Below are 17,526 nucleotides of genomic sequence, written 5' to 3' on the forward strand. Positions count from 1 at the left end.
AACATCATGTTCTTTTTAATTAAGATCAACATCCTACAAACGATTCGTAAAATTAAAATCAATATGCTGCAATGAAAATCCTATGAACACGTCCAAACCACCTTGCCGTCCAGGATGGTCATCTCCACTTGAATGTCTTTTATCTCCTCTACCGGAACCGTAGCAGGGTTAGCGCTCAAAACGACCAGATCTGCCAGTTTGCCCGGCGAGATTATTCCTTTGTCCAGGTCCTCAAAGGCGCTCGCGGCCGCAAGCTCGGTATACATACGCAAGGCTTTATACACGGTTATTTTTTCTTTTACCATAACGAACTCACCAGTTTCGGCCTTCCGCGAGACCGCGGCATAGACACCGGCTAAAGGATTGACCGGGACAATGGGAGCGTCCGATCCGGCTGCGACCTTAACACCGTTTTCCAGGAGAGTGCGTAAGGGATACAGATGATTTAACTGTGAGGAAGGTACAGTTTTAAGATATCTTTCGCCGCTGTAATACAGGAAAGCCGGATGGGTTACGACCATGACCCCGAGAGAGGCAATTCGCCCGGCCAAATCCGGCGGGCAGACCGAACAGTGCTCGATTCGGTGCCGATGATCCGGCCTTGGAAATCTCCTCAATGCGTTTTCCAGAGCCGTTAAGGCGGACTCGATGGCTGGCTCTTCAATAGCGTGTATGACCGCTTGAAAACCTGCTTCATGGACAGCCAGCACGATCTCGTTCAACTTCTCCTGACCCGGATTCAGCCGCCCTGTGGTTTCATCCAGGATGATCTTTACAGCGTCAAGACAAAGAGCTTTCTCTGCCTCATGTATTGAAAATCGGCCCGCTAGATGTTCTTCCAGACCCTTCAAGCCGAGCATCATTGAGGCCCGGCATTTCAGAAAACCGCTGGTTTCCCAGCGCTCTAGCTGTTTTAGGCGGTTGAAATCGTTGCGGGAGGAGGCGTCTTGAAAAGAGGTGACGCCGCAAGACAGCAGCTCCTGGTCGGCCAATTTGACCCCGCAGTCCAATTGACGCTCCTTAAGCGGCGGTATTCGTTTTGACAGGAAATCGCCCAAGCCGAAAAATAACCCGGTCGGCGCTCCGGTCTCAAGATCCCGCTCCATAATCCCTTCTGGCGGATCAGGTGTCTCTAGTGAGATCTGAATGAGACTTAAGCCCAGGCTGTTTAGTACATGAGCGTGGCCGGAGCGATGGGTGAGCTTGACCGGATGATGCGGGGCTGCGTCATCAAGGTCCTTCCGGTCTGGATGGCGTTTCTCGGCCAGATAGACCTCATTATATCCCCCAGCCCTGATCCAGGTTCCTGGCGGGTGGTTTTGAGCCTCACAATTGATTTTTTCTTTAATGTCCGAAATGGAGCGCACGCCGGTCGTTGGTCCGATATTTAAGGTGACCAGGCTTTCGGCCAGAGCGCGCAGGTGAAGATGAGCGTCAATAAAACCGGGCAGGACCGTCTTACCGCCAAGATCAATAACCTCTGTGCGACCGGTTCTCAACTTCCGGAGCGCATCTTCTTCTCCCACAGCCAGGATGCGGCCATGCTTGACCGCGATCTCACGCGCCGCAAGGCAATGTGGATCCATGGTCATGACATCGGCGTTTATTAGAAGAAGATTAGCCATTTCAGTAATATCGCTCCGGAAGGATCTATGAGGGGCCGGTGTCTCCGTACCGGGCCTCAGCGCAGCCTATCTCCTCCTGATCTCAGCATACTTGACCATGGCATACATGGCGCGAGCGCAGTTCTCAGGGCTCTCATACATCGGGATACCGGCGTTCTGGAACATATTTATGATAGCCTCATCGCTGCTTCCTCTCCATTGCATGACGATAACCGGTTTGCCGTATTTTGATGGAATGGAAGTTAATATCTCGGCTCCGTCAAGGGCATTTCTGACCACATCGGCGGCATTTCTTCCTCTGAAATGAGCTCTGGGGGCATTGGTGATAATGCCATCAATATAATCGAGCCTGGCCAGCTCCTCGGCCATCATGGCTTCGTCTGTGGCTGTCCTGAAACCGCCGGCAAAATCCACCGGGTTGTTAGGGATGGGGGCGTGGAGCGGCAGGGAGGCCTTCATCCTGAGTTGGGCCTCTTCATCAAGCTGAGGGACCTCAAGCCCCAGGGAGGCGCATGAATCCACCGTGACCACACCCTGACCGCCGCTGCCGATAATCCCGACCCTGTTCCTCCTGGGGAGGACCCGGCCAAGAAAGGCCTCGGCCATCACAAAGAGATGTTCCACTTCCCGCGCCCGGAGTATACCGGCCTGTCTGCACATGGCGTCGAAGATTTCATCCGTCCCGGCGATGGAAGCGGTGTGTGACATGGTGGCGCGAGCGCCCACAGCCGTGCTTCCGCCTTTATAAATCACAATCGGCTTTTTCTTCACCACCTCCCGGGCGACTTCAAAAAAGCGCCGCCCGTCCTTGAAACCTTCCATGTACAGGACGATGACTTTTGTATCTGGATCAAAGCCCAGGTACTGAAGTAAATCCGAGGCGGTGAGATCCGCCTGGTTGCCAATGCTCAGGAATTTACTCAGCCCGTATCCCTTTATTTTGGCTATCTGAGCCAGACCGCCGCCGTAAGTCCCACTCTGGGAAATGAAGGCCAAAGGCCCGGGAGATGGCTCGGGTTCCAGGGCGACATTAAGCTGCACGGCTGAGGTCCAGATACCCATGCCGTTAGGGCCGATGAGCCTCAGACCGCCGCTCCGGGCAATTCTGATCGTCTCATCCTCAAGGGCCTTGCCTCTTTCACCTGTTTCCGAAAAATCCGCAGAAATAATCACGCCGCCTTTGATTCTTTTCTTGATACAGCTTTCCATGACTTGAGGCATGCGTTCCGCCGGGACGGTAAAAACGGCCAGGTCAATATCTTCAGGGACGTCATTCACATCTGGATAGACCTTAAGTCCTAAGATCTCGCCGCCACTGGGATTGATCGGGTATATGGCGCCTCGATAGCCGGATTTTAAGGCCCGCTGTATGACGCTGAAGCCCCATTTAGCCGGACTGGCCGTCGCACCCACGAAGGCCACAGATTTGGCTTTCAATATTGGATCGAGCTGTTTGACAATAGCTTCTGACATGGTTTGGTATTCCTCCTGTCTGTAAACCATGAAACCTGAGCTGCAGCACCTGTAGTAATATTTGAATACCGCTAGGACTGGCCAGAACAGGTTGCGGATATCATATTGAAAGACACAGTTCTTTTGAGAGACCGGTTTTTGAAAAAATCCTTGTTTTAACCTCTTCAGGCCGATGCGATCAGGAGAGCTTCTCCGAGATGTGAGGCAAGACCTCGCCGACCTCCTTGATCATCCGGTCAATGACCTCCTTCACCGGTTGAATTTTATGAACCAGGCCGGTTACCTGACCCGCGCCGCGCAAGGAAAAATCCAGGTCAGTCTGCAAATCGGCGGCAAGTTCCGGCTGATCGTTCAAGCTGGTGCGGATAAATTCCTCTTTGAAGGTTCGGCGTGAGGATCTTTCTTGCCGCACAAGCCTGGTGTCCGTCTCCCTGGCCCTGATCATTATTTCTTTAAAGACGCGGGAAATCTCACACTCCGCAGTGGCCATAAACACCGTGCCCATCTGGACACCATCAGCGCCCAGAGCCAGGGCGGCCGCCAGCCCCCGGCCGTCACCAATCCCGCCAGCGGCAATGACCGGACATTTCACGGCATCCACCACCTGCGGCACGAGAACAAAGGTCGAAACCTCCTCCAGGCTGGTCATGCCTCCTGATTCCACACCCTCGGCCACGACGGCATCAACACCGGCTTCCTCAGCAATGACCGCATAAGCCGAGGTCGGGACTACATGCATTACAAAGATGTTATGCCTCTTTAACTTTGGCGTAAAGCGCTGCGGATCGCCAGCAGAGGTCGCCACCACCTGAACACCTTCGGCGATGACCGTTTCGATCAGATCTTCGGCATGTTCCGAACCAACCGGGATATTAACCCCAAAGGTTTTCCCGGTCAGATCCCGCACGCGCCTGATCTGGGCCTTTAATTCCGATCCGTTCCAGGGACCGGCCCCGAGAAGTCCCAGCGCCCCGGCGTCACTTACAGCGGCCGTTAGCCGCGCCCTGCCTATTCCCGCCATTCCGCCTAATATAATCGGATAACGGATCCCTAACGCCTTGCAGATTATGTTTGACATGCCTTCTTCCTTTTCCTTCATCCGCTCAGTCTGCCTTGTCAGAACATTCTATTCGGAAGGCGTTCAGATGAATGAGCACCCTGATTCTATGGCCTTGACGGTCTGATGTCAATTGCCTGAAAATTTGACTCTCCTCTTGCCTATTTGTTACACTTGCTGAGCCTTAAAGGCACCCTGTTAAATCTAGAGGTTTGAAAAATGAAGTATGACTTTGACAAGATAATAGACCGCCGGAACACCAGCTGTGCAAAATGGGACGCCGTTGAACCGCTTTACGGGGATAAGGAAGTGCTCCCCATGTGGGTGGCGGATATGGATTTTAAGGCGCCGCCGCCGGTGATCGAGGCCCTTAAAAAACAGGCCGACCATGGTATATTCGGGTATACGTTTAAGCCGCTCTCATATTATGAGCCCTTGCTGCGCTGGCTGGAAAGGCGGCAGGGCTGGAAAGTCGAGAAAGAATGGCTGACATACAGCCCCGGGGTCGTGACAGCCTTGAATGTTTGCGTGTTGGCCCTGACACAGCCCGGGGATAAGATCATCCTTCAGCCGCCTGTCTATTATCCATTCTTCAGGGTGGTCTTAAACAACGGACGTCAGGTCGTGAACAACCCGCTCAAGTTTGAAAACGGACGCTACCTCATGGATTTTGATGATCTTGACAAAAGGATCAGTTCCCGCACCAGGCTGATGATTATCTCCAGTCCGCACAATCCTGTCGGACGCGCCTGGGAACAGGAAGAGCTTGTCAGGCTCGGTCAGTTCTGCCTTAAAAACGATATTGTTTTGATCTCTGATGAAATCCACTCAGACCTGATTTACCCAGGCCATAAGCACATCCCCACGGCCTCGATCTCCGAGGAGCTTTCCTTAAAGACCATTACCTGCGTCGCTCCGAGCAAGACCTTTAATCTGGCCGGGCTTAAAACATCCGTCATCATCATCCCTGATCCCAAACTTCGCCAGCGTTTCAACATTATGCTCGGAAATATCGGGATAGGCATGGATAACTCCTTTGGACTGGTGGCCCTGGAAAGCGCTTATCAATACGGTGAAGAATGGCTGGACCAGCTCCTTGAGTACCTTCGCCAGAACATGGAATTCAGCATCTCCTATTTCGAAGAAAAGATCCCGCAGATCAAGGTTATAAGGCCTGAAGCCACCTATCTGCTCTGGCTCGACTGCCGAAAGTTAGGCTTAAACAACGAAGAGCTAAAAAAATTTATGATCAAGAAGGCTAAAGTCGGGCTGGACGATGGGCCTCCTTTTGGCCCGGGCGGCGAGGGTTTTCAAAGGATGAACATCGCCTGCCCTCGGGCAGTTCTGGAACAAGGGCTGAAGCGCATTGAGAGCGCGGTCAGGGCCTTATAAGCGAACCGTTGAGAACTTTATACAGAAATGTTCCTCACAGGAATCTTTAATTAAAAGCCGTGCCGCCGTCTACATTAAGGGCCTGCCCGGTAATCTCTTTGGCCTCTTCCGAAGCAAAAAAAACAACCGCGTTCCCGATATCTTCCGGGGTCTGAGGCCTCTGGAAAGGAATGGTCGTTTGAGCCATGAGTTTAAAGGCTTCCTCAGGGGCCATCCCTTTGAACTCCGGTCTGAATTCAATTATTCTCCTGATTCCCTCAGCCCACATCGGAGTGTAAATGATGCCGGGGCAGACTGTGTTGACATTAATATGAAAGGGCGCAAGCTGACTGGCCACGGCCTGGGTAAAATTGATCACGCCTGCTTTGGAGGCGCCGTAAATAGGAAGATTAGCTGATCCTTTCCGCCCGGCCACCGAAGAAATATTGATGATCTTACCCTTGCCCTGCTGCTTAAAATGCGGGATGACAGCCCGGTTGCATAAAAAAACGCCCTTGAGATTCACGTCAATGGTCAGGTCCCAGACTTCCTCTGACAAGTTCTCGATAGCCGTTGGGTCTTCCGATGGTGAATACAATGACGCGCCGCTAACCCCGGCGCAGCAGACCAGGATATCCAAACGGCCCATCTCCTTAAGCGCTGTATCAATGAGGGCCTGACATTCATCCGCCTTTCGCACGTCCGTTCTGACGGCCAGGGATTTCCTGCCTTGCTCCTTTACTTTAGCAGCCACCTTATCTGCCAGCTCCTGCTTGACATCACTGACGATCACGTCAGCGCCTTGGCCGGCCAGGCAGAGGCAGATGCCTTCACCAAGCCCACCGCCGCCACCGGTTACCACCGCAACCTGATTCTTTAAACGCATGTTCACTTCTCCTGTGATTTTTTAAGTACAATATTCAACTCTCACCTAATTGTCAATTCCAGTTAAGTGTTAAGGCCTGGAGAAAGTCTCTCAGTCCATACCTGGCCTGAGGCGGTTAAGCCCCTGACATTCTCAAACCTATATTGTAATAGCTGATACATGATTTTATTAAGATGCTAGATTAGGTTTCGATTTTATCAGACAGCTTCCAAATTGATATTGAACTTTTAATTAGTCTATGCAATCATTAACCATCCAAGGTCTTGGTATGTGGAAAGTTATCCAAATCCGATCTGGACATTGCCTGATATGAGGCAATTATTTTTTATTTGCTTGTGAGAAAAGTTATTCAACCAATTCAACCACGTCCCCCTTTTCCAAGAAAAAATGATCCGAGGCCTGACACGGTTCCAACCGAGTCATTTGAAAAAAAGCTTGAGCCGTTAAACACAAAGTCCGACAGAGAGACAGCCCCAAACGAATGTCTGTTAATTCAAAAACGCCTTGCCTGATGATACCAGTCAGCTTTCTGCTCATTGGGCCGGGTGATTAAAAAGGAGAGAACACATGGATTTTAAACTGTCTGATCGTGAGGAACTATTGCGTAAATCAATTCGCGAGTGGGCCGAAAAAGAGATTCCCCCCCATATGGAGGCCATGGAAGAAACCGGCGAGTTTCCTGTGGACCTGATCAAACCTATGGCCGATATGGGCATCAACGGCGTGATTACCCCCCAGGAATACGGCGGCACCGGCATGGGTCATTTGGCTCGGGTAATTGTCCTGGAAGAACTGGGCCGCGTCTGCCCGGCCATACCTATGGCTATGCAGGTCCACCACATGTGCGCCTACGCTCTTGACATCTGCGGTAGCGAAGAACAGAAAAAGAAATACTTGCCAGGGCTGGCCAAAGGCGAGACATTGGGCGTGCTGTCAGTAACCGATCCTTCCGGAGGCTCTGATCTGGCCGGGATGCAGACCTCGGCCAAGCTGGAAGGCGATAAGTACATCATCAACGGTCGCAAGTGCTTCGCCACCAACGCCCATGTCTCGGATACCTGGATCATTATTGCCCGGACCGGCGAAGGCCGCAAGGGGCTTTCCGCCTTCATCGTGGAAAAGGATTTCCCCGGGGCCAAGCTGGGCCGTAAGGAGGACAAAGTCGGCTTGCGTGGCGCTAACACCGGTGAACTGGTCTTCCAGGACTGCGAGGCGCCTGCCGAGAATTTGCTGGGGAACGAAGGTGAAGGCATGACCATCGCCCTCCGAAGCATCGTCGAATGCGGCAGACCGGGCATGGCGTCAGTAGGCCTGGGTATTCTTAACGCCGCCCTTGAGGAGGCGGTAAAGTTCGCCAACGAGCGGACAGCTTATGGTCAACCCATTTCCAGACTACAGCAGATTCAGGTTCACCTGGCCGAAATCTACTCCGATCTGGAACTGGCCAGGTTAGCCGCCTATCGCGTCGGGTGGATGGTAGATCAGGGGATGCGGGTGGAACCCGAGTCAGCCCTTGCAAAATCATTCGCATGCGAAGCAGCCGCCAGGTCTGCCCGCCGGGCCATCGAGGTTCACGGCAGCTACGGCGTCATGAAGGAATACAAAGTCCAGCGCCTCTTGCGAGACGCCGTGGTCGCTATCCCGGCTGGAGGTACAGCCGAGATTGCCAAGATCGTTTTAGGCAGAGCGGCTATGTCTGCCGCGGGTTAAACTACCAATGGGCCGGAGACGATCCTCCGGCCCTAACTGTTTTCAGTGAAGCGTCATGCGAATAATTGTTTGTTTGAAATCGGTTCCTGACCCAAAACACTGGAACAAACTGAAGCTGGACCCAGAGACCAAGACCCTGATTCGCGAAGGCATACCTTCGACGATCAACCCTTTGGACAAAAACGCCCTTGAAGAGGCCTTGAGATTAAATGAAAAGCAAGGAGGGGAGGTCATCGTAATCAGTATGGCCCCATTGGAGATGATACCTGTCCTCCAGGAAGCTCTTGCCATGGGCGCTAACCGGGCGGTGCTTCTATCTGACCGGGCTTTCAGTGGTTCCGACACTTTGGGCACGGCCTATGTTCTGGCAGAGGCTATTAAAGCTATTGGCAATTTTGATCTCATCCTCTGCGGGAACGAAACTATTGACGGTGGTACGGCCCAGGTCAGTGCACAGATATCGGAGTTCCTGGACGTCCCCAATTTGATGTTTGTCAGCCAAATTGAGTACTCTCCGGGGCTGCCCTTTAAGGTCCGGTCCCAGATCGAACTCGGCTATCGGGTCGTGGAGATCGCCCCGCCTATGGTCCTGTCTGTGGTTAAGGAGATAAACGAGCCGAGATATGTGACCATGATGAATATCTTGGCCGCCGAAGAGAAAGAGATTCAGGTCTGGACGTCGGAAGACCTTAATTTGACCGAACCATGCGTCGGTCTGGCTGACTCGCCCACTCAGATGGCCGACCTGTTTATACCTGAGCGAGGCCGTAATGCTGAAATGCTTGATCAAGACGCCGAAATCCAGGCAAAAGAACTGGCTGACAGACTTCACCGCTTAGGATTCTGTTAAGTATGATGCTATGGGCTCATCTGAAAGCAAAATTTGGGTATTTGTGGAGCATCGCCAGGGACAGCTGATCGAAGTTGGCCTGGAACTGGTTCAAAAAGCGTTAGACCTCGGTAGACAGGCCAAATGGAAAGTAGCCGCTGTTCTGGTTGGCCACCATGTTTCTGCCTTGGCCGAGGAAATCCTGACTTACGGGGTCAATGAGGTCCTGATGGCGGATGATCCGCTTCTTAAGGATTACTGCAATCAGGCCTATGCCAAGACACTTGCCACGGCTGTGCGGCATAATCAGCCTGAAATTTTTTTGCTGGGCGCCACAGCCATGGGTATGGACCTTGGGCCTCGTCTGGCCGCCAAGTTACGGACCGGGTTATCGGCCCATTGTATAGACCTTGAGCTCACTGACGCAGGTGAGCTTTTAGCCGTGGTTCCGGGTTGGGGCGGCAGTATCATGGCCAAGATAAGTTGCCTCAGGACTCGTCCCCAGATGGCCACAGTCAAGCCAGGAGTATTCGACCTCCCTCAATCGGGGCAACCCAGAGGTCGAATAATCACGCTGGATCCGGTTGTTGACACCAAAGACATTACCTATCGGATCGTGGAAGTTGAGCGAGAGGAAGTACAGCAAAGCGACTTGGATACGGCAGAGGTGGTCGTTGCCGGAGGTTGGGGGGTTGGCGCCGCAGAAAATTGGAAGCTGATCCAAGACCTGGCTTCGGTCCTGGGCGGCGCCGTCGGAGCGACCAGGCCCGCAGTAGATGAGGGCTGGGCTGAGGAAAAGCAGATGATAGGGACAAGCGGCCGAACGGTTAAACCGAAACTCTATATTGGAGTCGCCCTATCCGGCCACATGCACCATATGGTCGGCATCAAAAATCCAGATTTAATGGTGGGTATCAACCAGGACCGAACAGCACCAATCTTCACCCACTGTGACATCGGACTTGTTGGTGATTTTAAGGAGATATTACCAAAGCTCATCACAGCCATCAAGCCCTTCTTTGATCGGTAAACGCGGGTTTCTGCGGCCCTAACTTACAAATGAATAAATATTGAGCCTCATCTCACCTGACCAGCTGATGAGATATCACGTTAACCATGGCAAAGATGGCGTCCAGAGGCAGATGCTTTTCAATGGAGGCATCAAAGGTGATGACTAGACGAGCAGGAAATTCGTCGTCCTCTTCGTAAAACGTGTAAGCTACCAGAACCTTGGGCAGGACCAGAATTCGGAAGGCCGCATCCCCAAAAGCTAGAGGACTTGCTCCCCAGCTCAAAGCCCGTGTTAAGAAACCGGCTCCATCCCGGGCATAACGCTTAAGCACGTTCTGCTTACTTAAGGCATGCGGGCCCTGAAAGAAAAAAGAGCCGCCCTTAATCTCCCTGGCCGTGATCATTCGACCGGTCAAATCAGCTTCCGAGGCGCAAAGAAGGTAACTCAGCATAACCAAACCGGCCTGGAACCCGATGGGGTAAGCTTTCCCCAGACCCGTGATTCCACGGTTCTTCGGGTTGATCAGATATTCACCGCCTAAAAAAGATAGGAGGAAACCCTTGTCAAGGCGATAAGTAACCGCGGCCCGGCGACAGACAGAATCCGGTTCCATTTCAGCCAGGTCGGACCAGAGCGCCGGCGGCAAATTTTCCACGCCGCTATATAAAGCCGAGTCTGCCTTGACGTTTGATAAAAAATCATTCATTTACAAGACTTCCAGACAAGAGAATTTTCAGTTGCCTGTCTCTGATTACCGATTTGGCCGAGTTTGATTTCGATCAAACCGGCACCAATGATCAGTTTCTAATTTATCATATCATGACTATGAATTAAAGTTCCCCACCACTCAACATTCTAGCGCCGTGCGACATGACTCTATTGCCAGATAAGCTAATCTAGGATATGATTTTTATATCAAAGTCCGGAAGCTGTGGGCTTTCTTCTTTGGAACTCAGAGGAGCGGATCACTGATCCAGGACGAATCAATCCTCACATTTAATATCAACTGTGAGATCAACAGTATCCTTTAAATGAAAACCAAACAGGAAGAAAGGTTTTATTATGTTCAAGTTCGAAAAAGACCGAAGTTACATGATGCCGTTTCACTTCGGGCCGCGGCCGGCAGGAAGAGGCACCGGCCAGTATCATGACGTAACGACCATGATCGTCAGTTACCTGACAGATCGCGATATACTGACCCAGTATCTGCCCAAACCTTTTGAAGTCGGGGAGGAGCCGATCGTATCAGTTTCCTACTCAATGAATAAGGAGATTGATTGGCTGGCCGGCCACTCCTACAACATCATCGGGGTAAACGCCTCGGTGGTTTTCAACGGCGAGGAGGATCATCTGAGCGGAAACTATCCGCTGGTGTTGTGGGAGAACCTCACCGATCCCATCCTTACCGGGAGGGAAATAGAAGGCATCCCAAAGGTATATGCGGATATCCCGGACCATAGCATCATCGAGGGAGAATGGCGCGCCTCGGCCAGTCACTTCGGCCATAAGATCGTGGACCTTACGATTAAGGCCCTGCATCCATTGACCAAGGAACAGATCGAAGAGATGAGAAAGGCCGCGGAAAAAAGCCACTGGATGGGCTGGAAATATATTCCCAAAATTGGCGAACCCCGGGCAGCGGTGAGCCATGCTACTTTATTTCCCACCGCTGGCGTCACCACGGAGGCCTGGGTTGGGAAGGGGGAAGTCAAATGGCAGCATCTTACCTGGGAGCAAAACCCGACCCAATTTCATATCGTCAACGCCCTGGCCGAGCTGCCCATCATCGAGTACCGCATTGCTCTGGTGCTTAAAGGATCCAGCAATCTTGCCTTAGCCGTCAAACCGAAACGCGTTATACGCTGAATTGAAGAGGATATTGATTCTATGAAAGGCATACTGAAAGGGACATCAGTCGAGTCATCCATCGGTCGTCATGAACTTGATTCCACCGGCTCTGCCGTGGGCGTGGTCCGTATGGACGTTGAAAAATCATACACGGGTGTGGGGGAGCTTCTTCAAAAATATATTAACGACGCTGATCAAACAGCCTGGGAGGAGATTAAGTCCCGGATAGATTATACTTATGAAAATATAGACCTGGCTCTAACGCTGCTGGATACGGAAACCGGTTTCAGCCGTGAGATCCGATCGAGGCTCGAGAAGGGCCTCAAGCTTCTCTTTAAACCCAACCTGGTCAGTATAAGCAACATCGTACCATATATCCATGGCCCGGGTCTTGGGAGCAATGCCTGCACGGAATGGTCTTTTGTCGCCGCGGTTATGAGATGGTTCCACGATAAACTGGGTATCAGCTACCATCAGATGTGTTTGGGCGAGGCGGCCACAACCATGTCAGGGGCAGCCGCCCTGTACACAATTCTTAAGGCGGATAATGAACCGGTGACCACCGAGGCCACCATCGAAGGCCGGTCCGGCGATTTTTACGGCGGGTGGGGATTCTATTTTGTCCGAAGATACCTGAGCGAGCATCTTGACCGGGCCGCAGAAGACGACCCCATGAAAGGCTTTGAGGAAAGCGTGGCCGGGACTTATATCCCCCCGGGGCATGTCATTGATAAGCTTATGGTCTACGACCTGAACCGTATCTCTGATGATGTCACCAAGGGTCGTGATGTGGAAGTCTCGGACGGCGTTAATTTCAAATCCATCATACTGCACAAGGTCGTTGTGGGTGGAGATCCGAACGACCCGGAAGACATGAAGGCGTATCCTGGCTGTATCCTTATCAATCTGCCCAAATTAAAGGTGCATATCCAAGCCCTTTTTACCAATGTAATTAAAAACCTGGGGATAGGGCTTTACCCCATGCAGGCGGCTCGAACAGATAGCTGCCAATGGGAATACGCCCAGCCCTATACCCCTGTACCAGGCATGAAGGCGGGCCTTCCGCACCAGGTCTGGGTCCCGGAGATGGACTATGAAACCTGTCTCCCCAAGCGCGATGCAGATGGCAACTATATTGTAAAAAAGACTGGCGGGCTGACGGCGACCATGATTGACATCATCAAGGCGGTGGCCGATCAGAATATTTTCATGGTGAATATTGTAGACGCCCTCGAGCCAACCAACGTGGATCACACGGGCTCGGGGCTGGGCCTGAGACAGCCCGAAGGCCTGATCTTTGCCGGACTGGACCCGGTGGCGACCGATTATTTATGTGCACGCTACATATTCAGCAATGTGCGACTCAAGGAAGCCCATGAGTCCGGGCTGGATGACGGCTCAGGCGGCCGCTTTCCGCAGGCGGTGCCTATCGCGGTTGTGGAAGGCAGTAATATCGTTACCAGGCCGGGCTTAGATTGCCCGCTTGCCCGGGATATTTGCTTCAAAGTTGCGGAAGAAAGGGGCCTGGGCACAAGAACATACTATGTCGTGGGGCATGATTCGATGACGGATACCCCACTGGCCTCCCTTCAGGGCCGTTTGGGCCGAGTCGAGAATCGGACCTTCTCTTCAATTATAACTACAGCGCTTTACACAGCCGCCTTTAAAATACCCTGGGACATGCAGCGAACATTCTTCGGCTATCTCGAAGCAGTGGATCAACTAGCCGGCTCTTCCTTGAAAAAGGAGTTCCTCGATGCCTTTGATGAAGACGGAGATGGCATCGTTACCTATGAGGAAAAAGGAAAAAAAGGAATATACGGACCAGGGATGCTCCTGGGTGGTATTAACGTCAGTATGATGGGTGCCGGTGAACTAGAGCAGGTTCGGGTGAACTATGCTGCGATGGCAAACCATCTAAAATATACCTATCCTGAATGGAACCGCGAAGGACTGGACCTGTTCAAGGAGTATTACTCTGGCACTGTTGCCATGATGGCCTATATGATGTCGCTCTCTGACGTTGAAACCCAGGATAATTTCATATCGGGTTTAACCTGGGGCAAAGGGAAATGGCCCAGCTTCCAGCAGGCGGCCCAGGCACGGATCTCCCAGGCCATATATGGTTTAGGGTTTCCCTCAAGGATCGGGTTTCCAAGCCTGTACTATACAGTCTTCCGCTACGCCGACCTCACGCAAAATGGAAGGCGGTATATAGGTCCGCAACGGCTCTCTCCAGATGAGGAGGCTGCCGCGAAATATATCAAAGAGGTGCTGAGCGGCCAGGCCGAGCCTCTTGATTTTACATTATACGTTCCACCGGGTTATGCCCGCATGGACGAATTCGACACACCGAACGTCGAGGAAACATCCGATCCAGCCAGGATACTGACTGCAGTTTTTAATGGAGGCAAGATCGTCTGGCCGGACTTGAAGATCACTGATGTTCAGACGGATATAACGCCCTAGAGAGAAAGGTAAAAATACGTTCCACTAAAAAGGGTTAAGGTTGCTTCGTCGCTAACGCTCCTCGCAATGACAATTTATAATAATATCAATGGTATGTCATTGCGAGCGCAGCGAATCTCTCCTTTTGGTTTCCCCTAAAAAGATATGATCGGAAAGTTATTTTATCAATCAGTATAGATAGGGATAACAAAAATCCTTAGACCATGCGTTCGGCTACTGCTGCGGGCAGGCCACCCAATGTTCAACGCCTTCTAACTTATGAAGAACAGGCGTTTGCTGGCGGCAGTCTGGAATCGCCTCGGAGCAGCGCGGATGAAACTTGCACCCGGACGGCGGATTAAACGGGCTGGGCACTTCGCCCATAATAATCATATGCTCCCGCTGGGCTTCCACCACCGGATCGGGAATTGGAACGGCGGCGAGCAGGGCTTTGGTGTAAGGATGAAGAGGGTTGCGATAAAGATCGGCCCTGGTGGCTATCTCCACGATGTCGCCCAGATACATCACTGCGATGCGGTCGCTGATATGCCGCACTACCGAAAGGTCGTGAGCAATAAAGAGATAGGTCAGGTTGAACTCTTCCTGCAGTTCTTCCAGCAGATTGATAATCTGGGCCTGAATCGAGACGTCCAGGGCCGAGACCGGTTCGTCGCAAACGATGAAGCTGGGCCTGACTGAAAGGGCCCTAGCCACGCCGATACGCTGCCGCTGTCCCCCGCTGAACTCATGAGGATAACGATCCGCCATAATCGGATCAAGCCCAACGATCCTCAACAGCTCAGCAATCTTGTCTCGATAATCGAATTTACTGCTGGACATACGATGAATCAAAAGCGGTTCACCGATAATGTCGCCGGCCGTCATGCGGGGGTCCAGGGAGCCGAAGGGGTCCTGAAAGATCATTGACATCCTGCGGCGCAGGGGTCTGAGTTCATTCTCTTCAAGACCGCTGATTTCGGACCCTTCAAAAAAGACCTGCCCTCCGGTGGGGCGATCAAGCTGAAGGATGGCCCGGCCGGTGGTCGTTTTGCCGCAGCCGCTCTCGCCCACCAGTCCAAGGGTTTCACCGGTGCGGATCTGAAAATTAACCCCATCTACCGCCTTGATATCCCCGATTTTTTTCTTGCGAATAAGTCCCCTGAACATGGGGAAATGCACAGCCAGGTCTTTGACTTCAATCAATACGCCGTTATCTTGCATTTTTTCTGACATCAACCCAGCACGCTACCTCATGTTTATCTCCAACCGGAGTAAGTTCAGGTGTGTCCACTTGGCACCTTTCAATAGCATAATTACACCGCGGGCGGAAGGCGCACCCCGGTGGAATGTGCAAAAGGTCAGGCGGCTGGCCCTCAATGGGAATCAACTTCTTTTTAACATCCAGGTCCAGGCGCGGGACCGAAGCCATCAGACCGATGGTGTAGGGATGTCTCGGATCGCCATAGATGTCCCTGGCTGTCCCTTTCTCTACAAAGCGTCCGGCATACATGACGTTGACCCGGTCCGCGTATCTCGCCACCACCCCAAGGTTATGGGTGATGATGATCAGCGCCATGTTAAAATCCCGCGTCAGGTTTTTCATCAGTTCCAGAAGCTGAGCCTGGATGGTCACGTCAAGAGCGGTGGTGGGTTCATCGGCGATGATCAGCTTGGGGTCGCAGCCGAGTCCCATAGCCATCATGACACGCTGCCGCATACCGCCGCTAAACAGATGCGGGTAAGCCCTGAGCCGTGCCGCCGCTTCAGGAATCTGAACCTTTGTAAGTAAGTTAGCGGCCTCCTCCCAGGCCTTATCCTTGGACAGACCCTTATGCACCTCCAAGGGCTCGGCTATCTGGTAGCCGATGGTGAGCACGGGATTGAGCGAGGTCATCGGCTCCTGGAAGATCATGGCAATTTCATTGCCGCGCACCTCCCGTATCTCATGCTCGCTTATTTTGAGCAGATCCCGGCCTTCAAAAAACACCTCTCCTTCCACAACCTTACCCGGCGGGTTTGGAATGAGGCGCAGGATGGAGAGTGCGCTGACACTCTTGCCGCAGCCGCTTTCCCCCACAAGGCCAAGTGTTTCTCCTTTATAAAGATCATAGGAGATACCGCCCACGGCCTTTACCAGTCCGTCATCCGTAAGGAAATGGGTGTGAAGGTTTTTGACTTCCAATAATGGCTTCATGGACAGGCTTTCTTTACTTTATCTTTTTGCCTTCACCTCGCAGACGTGGATCAAGGGCGTCTCTGAGGCCGTCACCCACAAGAGTGAAAGACAATACAGCCAAAGTAATTAACAGGCCGGGGGCGAAGGAAAAAAGCGGGACCCTTTCCAGGTAAGAGTAGCCGGTTCTGAGCGCCTTGCCCCAGCTTGGAGTGGGCGGCTGGACACCGACTCCAAGAAAGGCGGCCCCGGCTTCAATTCCAACCGCCATACCAAGAGAGAGGGCAGAGGCCACGATAACGGGGGCGAGTGAATTGGGCAGAAGATGTTTGAACATGATCCGTACGCCTGACGACCCACTGGCCCGAGCCGCCTCCACATATGGCAGCTCACGCACCGAAAGCACCTGGCCGCGGATGATGCGCGCAAAGCCCGGCCAGGTAAATAATATAATGGCAATGACAACATTCTTTATGCCCGGTCCCAGCGCCGAGGCCATAATAAGAACAAACACCAGACCCGGAATAACCATGAAAGTATCGGTTATACGCATGATAACCTGGTCTATGACCCCTCCTCTATAGCCCGCGATCAGCCCCACGATTACGCCGATAGCCGCCGAAAAAGCGGTCGCAATGACACTGACCGACATGGAGAGCCGGGCGCCGTAGATGACACGTGAAAGCAGGTCCCGGCCCACGTTGTCAGTGCCCAGCCAGTGCTTTTTAGACGGCCCCTGCAAGACATTATAGAGGTCCTGTTCATTGGGATGATATGGAGCGAGTAAAGGCGCGAATATGGCCATCAGGAAAAGCAGAACAATGATAACGAGCCCGACGCGGGAGAGTTTGTGTTTTAAAAGCGCCCTTACGATGGCTCTGAAACCAACCTGGGACAGGCGGCGTGGTTCAACTCCTTCTAGTGTGGATGGTGCCGTCATCTTACATCCCTGTTTACCTTATTTTTGGACTCGCACCCTGGGGTCGAGATATCCGTAGATGATATCAACCACCAGATTTGCCAGCAGCACGTTTAAGACGACAAGGATCAGCGTGGCCTGTAAGACCGGGAAATCCCTGGCAAATACAGCGTCA

The 17,526-nt window shown here is 52.4% G+C and carries 15 protein-coding genes; 6 read left to right on the forward strand and 9 right to left on the reverse strand.

Annotated features, from left to right (window positions below; genetic code table 11):
- Window positions 1-80 precede the first annotated feature (80 nt).
- The 3 genes from JRI95_01785 to JRI95_01795 form a co-directional block, all read right to left on the reverse strand.
- Window positions 81-1,625 (reverse strand): amidohydrolase, encoded by a 1,545-nt coding sequence (locus JRI95_01785; protein ID MBW2060272.1) that lies wholly within the window; start codon window positions 1,623-1,625, stop codon window positions 81-83.
- Between the two features lie 66 nt (window positions 1,626-1,691).
- Complete coding sequence (locus JRI95_01790) at window positions 1,692-3,098, reverse strand: CoA-binding protein (protein ID MBW2060273.1); 1,407 nt, start codon at window positions 3,096-3,098, stop codon at window positions 1,692-1,694.
- Between the two features lie 178 nt (window positions 3,099-3,276).
- Window positions 3,277-4,197: a nitronate monooxygenase gene (locus JRI95_01795; GenBank protein MBW2060274.1), complete on the reverse strand. Its 921-nt coding sequence runs from the start codon at window positions 4,195-4,197 to the stop codon at window positions 3,277-3,279.
- Window positions 4,198-4,374: 177 nt separating this feature from the next.
- Between JRI95_01795 and JRI95_01800 the strand changes: the two genes are divergently transcribed.
- A complete protein-coding gene (locus JRI95_01800) occupies window positions 4,375-5,547 on the forward strand; it encodes a PatB family C-S lyase (protein MBW2060275.1) in 1,173 nt (390 codons plus the stop codon).
- A 46-nt stretch (window positions 5,548-5,593) separates the two neighbouring features.
- Here JRI95_01800 and JRI95_01805 read toward each other — a convergent pair whose 3' ends face one another.
- On the reverse strand, window positions 5,594-6,412 hold the full coding sequence (locus tag JRI95_01805) for an SDR family oxidoreductase (protein ID MBW2060276.1): 819 nt from the start codon (window positions 6,410-6,412) through the stop codon (window positions 5,594-5,596).
- Window positions 6,413-6,979: 567 nt separating this feature from the next.
- Here JRI95_01805 and JRI95_01810 point away from each other — a divergent pair.
- From JRI95_01810 to JRI95_01820, 3 genes are read left to right on the forward strand one after another with little or no spacing between them, the layout of a single operon-like run.
- Complete coding sequence (locus JRI95_01810; protein MBW2060277.1) at window positions 6,980-8,122, forward strand: acyl-CoA dehydrogenase family protein; 1,143 nt, start codon at window positions 6,980-6,982, stop codon at window positions 8,120-8,122.
- 55 nt (window positions 8,123-8,177) lie between these two features.
- Window positions 8,178-8,972, forward strand: a complete 795-nt coding sequence (locus tag JRI95_01815; GenBank protein MBW2060278.1) for an electron transfer flavoprotein subunit beta/FixA family protein — start codon at window positions 8,178-8,180, stop codon at window positions 8,970-8,972.
- A gap of 10 nt (window positions 8,973-8,982) precedes the next feature.
- Window positions 8,983-9,981, forward strand: coding sequence for an electron transfer flavoprotein subunit alpha/FixB family protein (locus JRI95_01820; protein MBW2060279.1), 999 nt, complete (start codon window positions 8,983-8,985; stop codon window positions 9,979-9,981).
- 52 nt (window positions 9,982-10,033) lie between these two features.
- On the opposite strand, the gene JRI95_01825 is transcribed toward JRI95_01820, so the two are convergent.
- Window positions 10,034-10,669 carry a DUF3786 domain-containing protein gene (locus JRI95_01825; GenBank protein ID MBW2060280.1) on the reverse strand — a complete coding sequence of 212 codons (636 nt, stop codon included), beginning with the start codon at window positions 10,667-10,669 and terminating at the stop codon, window positions 10,034-10,036.
- 356 nt (window positions 10,670-11,025) lie between these two features.
- Here JRI95_01825 and JRI95_01830 point away from each other — a divergent pair, with 356 nt between their 5' ends.
- Window positions 11,026-11,829 (forward strand): acetoacetate decarboxylase family protein, encoded by an 804-nt coding sequence (locus JRI95_01830; protein MBW2060281.1) that lies wholly within the window; start codon window positions 11,026-11,028, stop codon window positions 11,827-11,829.
- A gap of 21 nt (window positions 11,830-11,850) precedes the next feature.
- On the forward strand, window positions 11,851-14,280 hold the full coding sequence (locus JRI95_01835; GenBank protein ID MBW2060282.1) for a DUF362 domain-containing protein: 2,430 nt from the start codon (window positions 11,851-11,853) through the stop codon (window positions 14,278-14,280).
- A gap of 213 nt (window positions 14,281-14,493) precedes the next feature.
- Here the strand turns inward: JRI95_01835 and JRI95_01840 are convergent, their stop codons facing one another.
- The 4 genes from JRI95_01840 to JRI95_01855 form a co-directional block, all read right to left on the reverse strand.
- Window positions 14,494-15,480: an ATP-binding cassette domain-containing protein gene (locus JRI95_01840; protein MBW2060283.1), complete on the reverse strand. Its 987-nt coding sequence runs from the start codon at window positions 15,478-15,480 to the stop codon at window positions 14,494-14,496.
- Window positions 15,470-16,453: an ABC transporter ATP-binding protein gene (locus JRI95_01845; protein MBW2060284.1), complete on the reverse strand. Its 984-nt coding sequence runs from the start codon at window positions 16,451-16,453 to the stop codon at window positions 15,470-15,472. The genes JRI95_01840 and JRI95_01845 overlap by 11 nt, the downstream gene beginning before the upstream one ends.
- A 13-nt stretch (window positions 16,454-16,466) precedes the next feature.
- On the reverse strand, window positions 16,467-17,372 hold the full coding sequence (locus JRI95_01850) for an ABC transporter permease (protein ID MBW2060285.1): 906 nt from the start codon (window positions 17,370-17,372) through the stop codon (window positions 16,467-16,469).
- An 18-nt stretch (window positions 17,373-17,390) separates the two neighbouring features.
- On the reverse strand, window positions 17,391-17,526 hold a 136-nt coding region (locus tag JRI95_01855; GenBank protein MBW2060286.1), incomplete at its 5' end, for an ABC transporter permease subunit.

This window comes from Deltaproteobacteria bacterium (assembly GCA_019308995.1).
Classification (GTDB): domain Bacteria; phylum Desulfobacterota; class Desulfarculia; order Adiutricales; family JAFDHD01; genus JAFDHD01.

Bases quoted from the DNA above. Each gene is read 5' to 3' on its own strand.
- JRI95_01800 (MBW2060275.1), top strand. From the start codon at position 4,375: ATGAAGTATGACTTTGACAAGATAATAGACCGCCGGAACACCAGCTGT.
- JRI95_01840 (MBW2060283.1), bottom strand. From the start codon at position 15,480: ATGCAAGATAACGGCGTATTGATTGAAGTCAAAGACCTGGCTGTGCAT.
- JRI95_01830 (MBW2060281.1), top strand. From the start codon at position 11,026: ATGTTCAAGTTCGAAAAAGACCGAAGTTACATGATGCCGTTTCACTTC.
- JRI95_01810 (MBW2060277.1), top strand. From the start codon at position 6,980: ATGGATTTTAAACTGTCTGATCGTGAGGAACTATTGCGTAAATCAATT.
- JRI95_01785 (MBW2060272.1), bottom strand. From the start codon at position 1,625: ATGGCTAATCTTCTTCTAATAAACGCCGATGTCATGACCATGGATCCA.
- JRI95_01795 (MBW2060274.1), bottom strand. From the start codon at position 4,197: ATGAAGGAAAAGGAAGAAGGCATGTCAAACATAATCTGCAAGGCGTTA.
- JRI95_01790 (MBW2060273.1), bottom strand. From the start codon at position 3,098: ATGTCAGAAGCTATTGTCAAACAGCTCGATCCAATATTGAAAGCCAAA.
- JRI95_01845 (MBW2060284.1), bottom strand. From the start codon at position 16,453: ATGAAGCCATTATTGGAAGTCAAAAACCTTCACACCCATTTCCTTACG.
- JRI95_01835 (MBW2060282.1), top strand. From the start codon at position 11,851: ATGAAAGGCATACTGAAAGGGACATCAGTCGAGTCATCCATCGGTCGT.
- JRI95_01850 (MBW2060285.1), bottom strand. From the start codon at position 17,372: ATGACGGCACCATCCACACTAGAAGGAGTTGAACCACGCCGCCTGTCC.
- JRI95_01815 (MBW2060278.1), top strand. From the start codon at position 8,178: ATGCGAATAATTGTTTGTTTGAAATCGGTTCCTGACCCAAAACACTGG.
- JRI95_01805 (MBW2060276.1), bottom strand. From the start codon at position 6,412: ATGCGTTTAAAGAATCAGGTTGCGGTGGTAACCGGTGGCGGCGGTGGG.
- JRI95_01825 (MBW2060280.1), bottom strand. From the start codon at position 10,669: ATGAATGATTTTTTATCAAACGTCAAGGCAGACTCGGCTTTATATAGC.
- JRI95_01820 (MBW2060279.1), top strand. From the start codon at position 8,983: ATGGGCTCATCTGAAAGCAAAATTTGGGTATTTGTGGAGCATCGCCAG.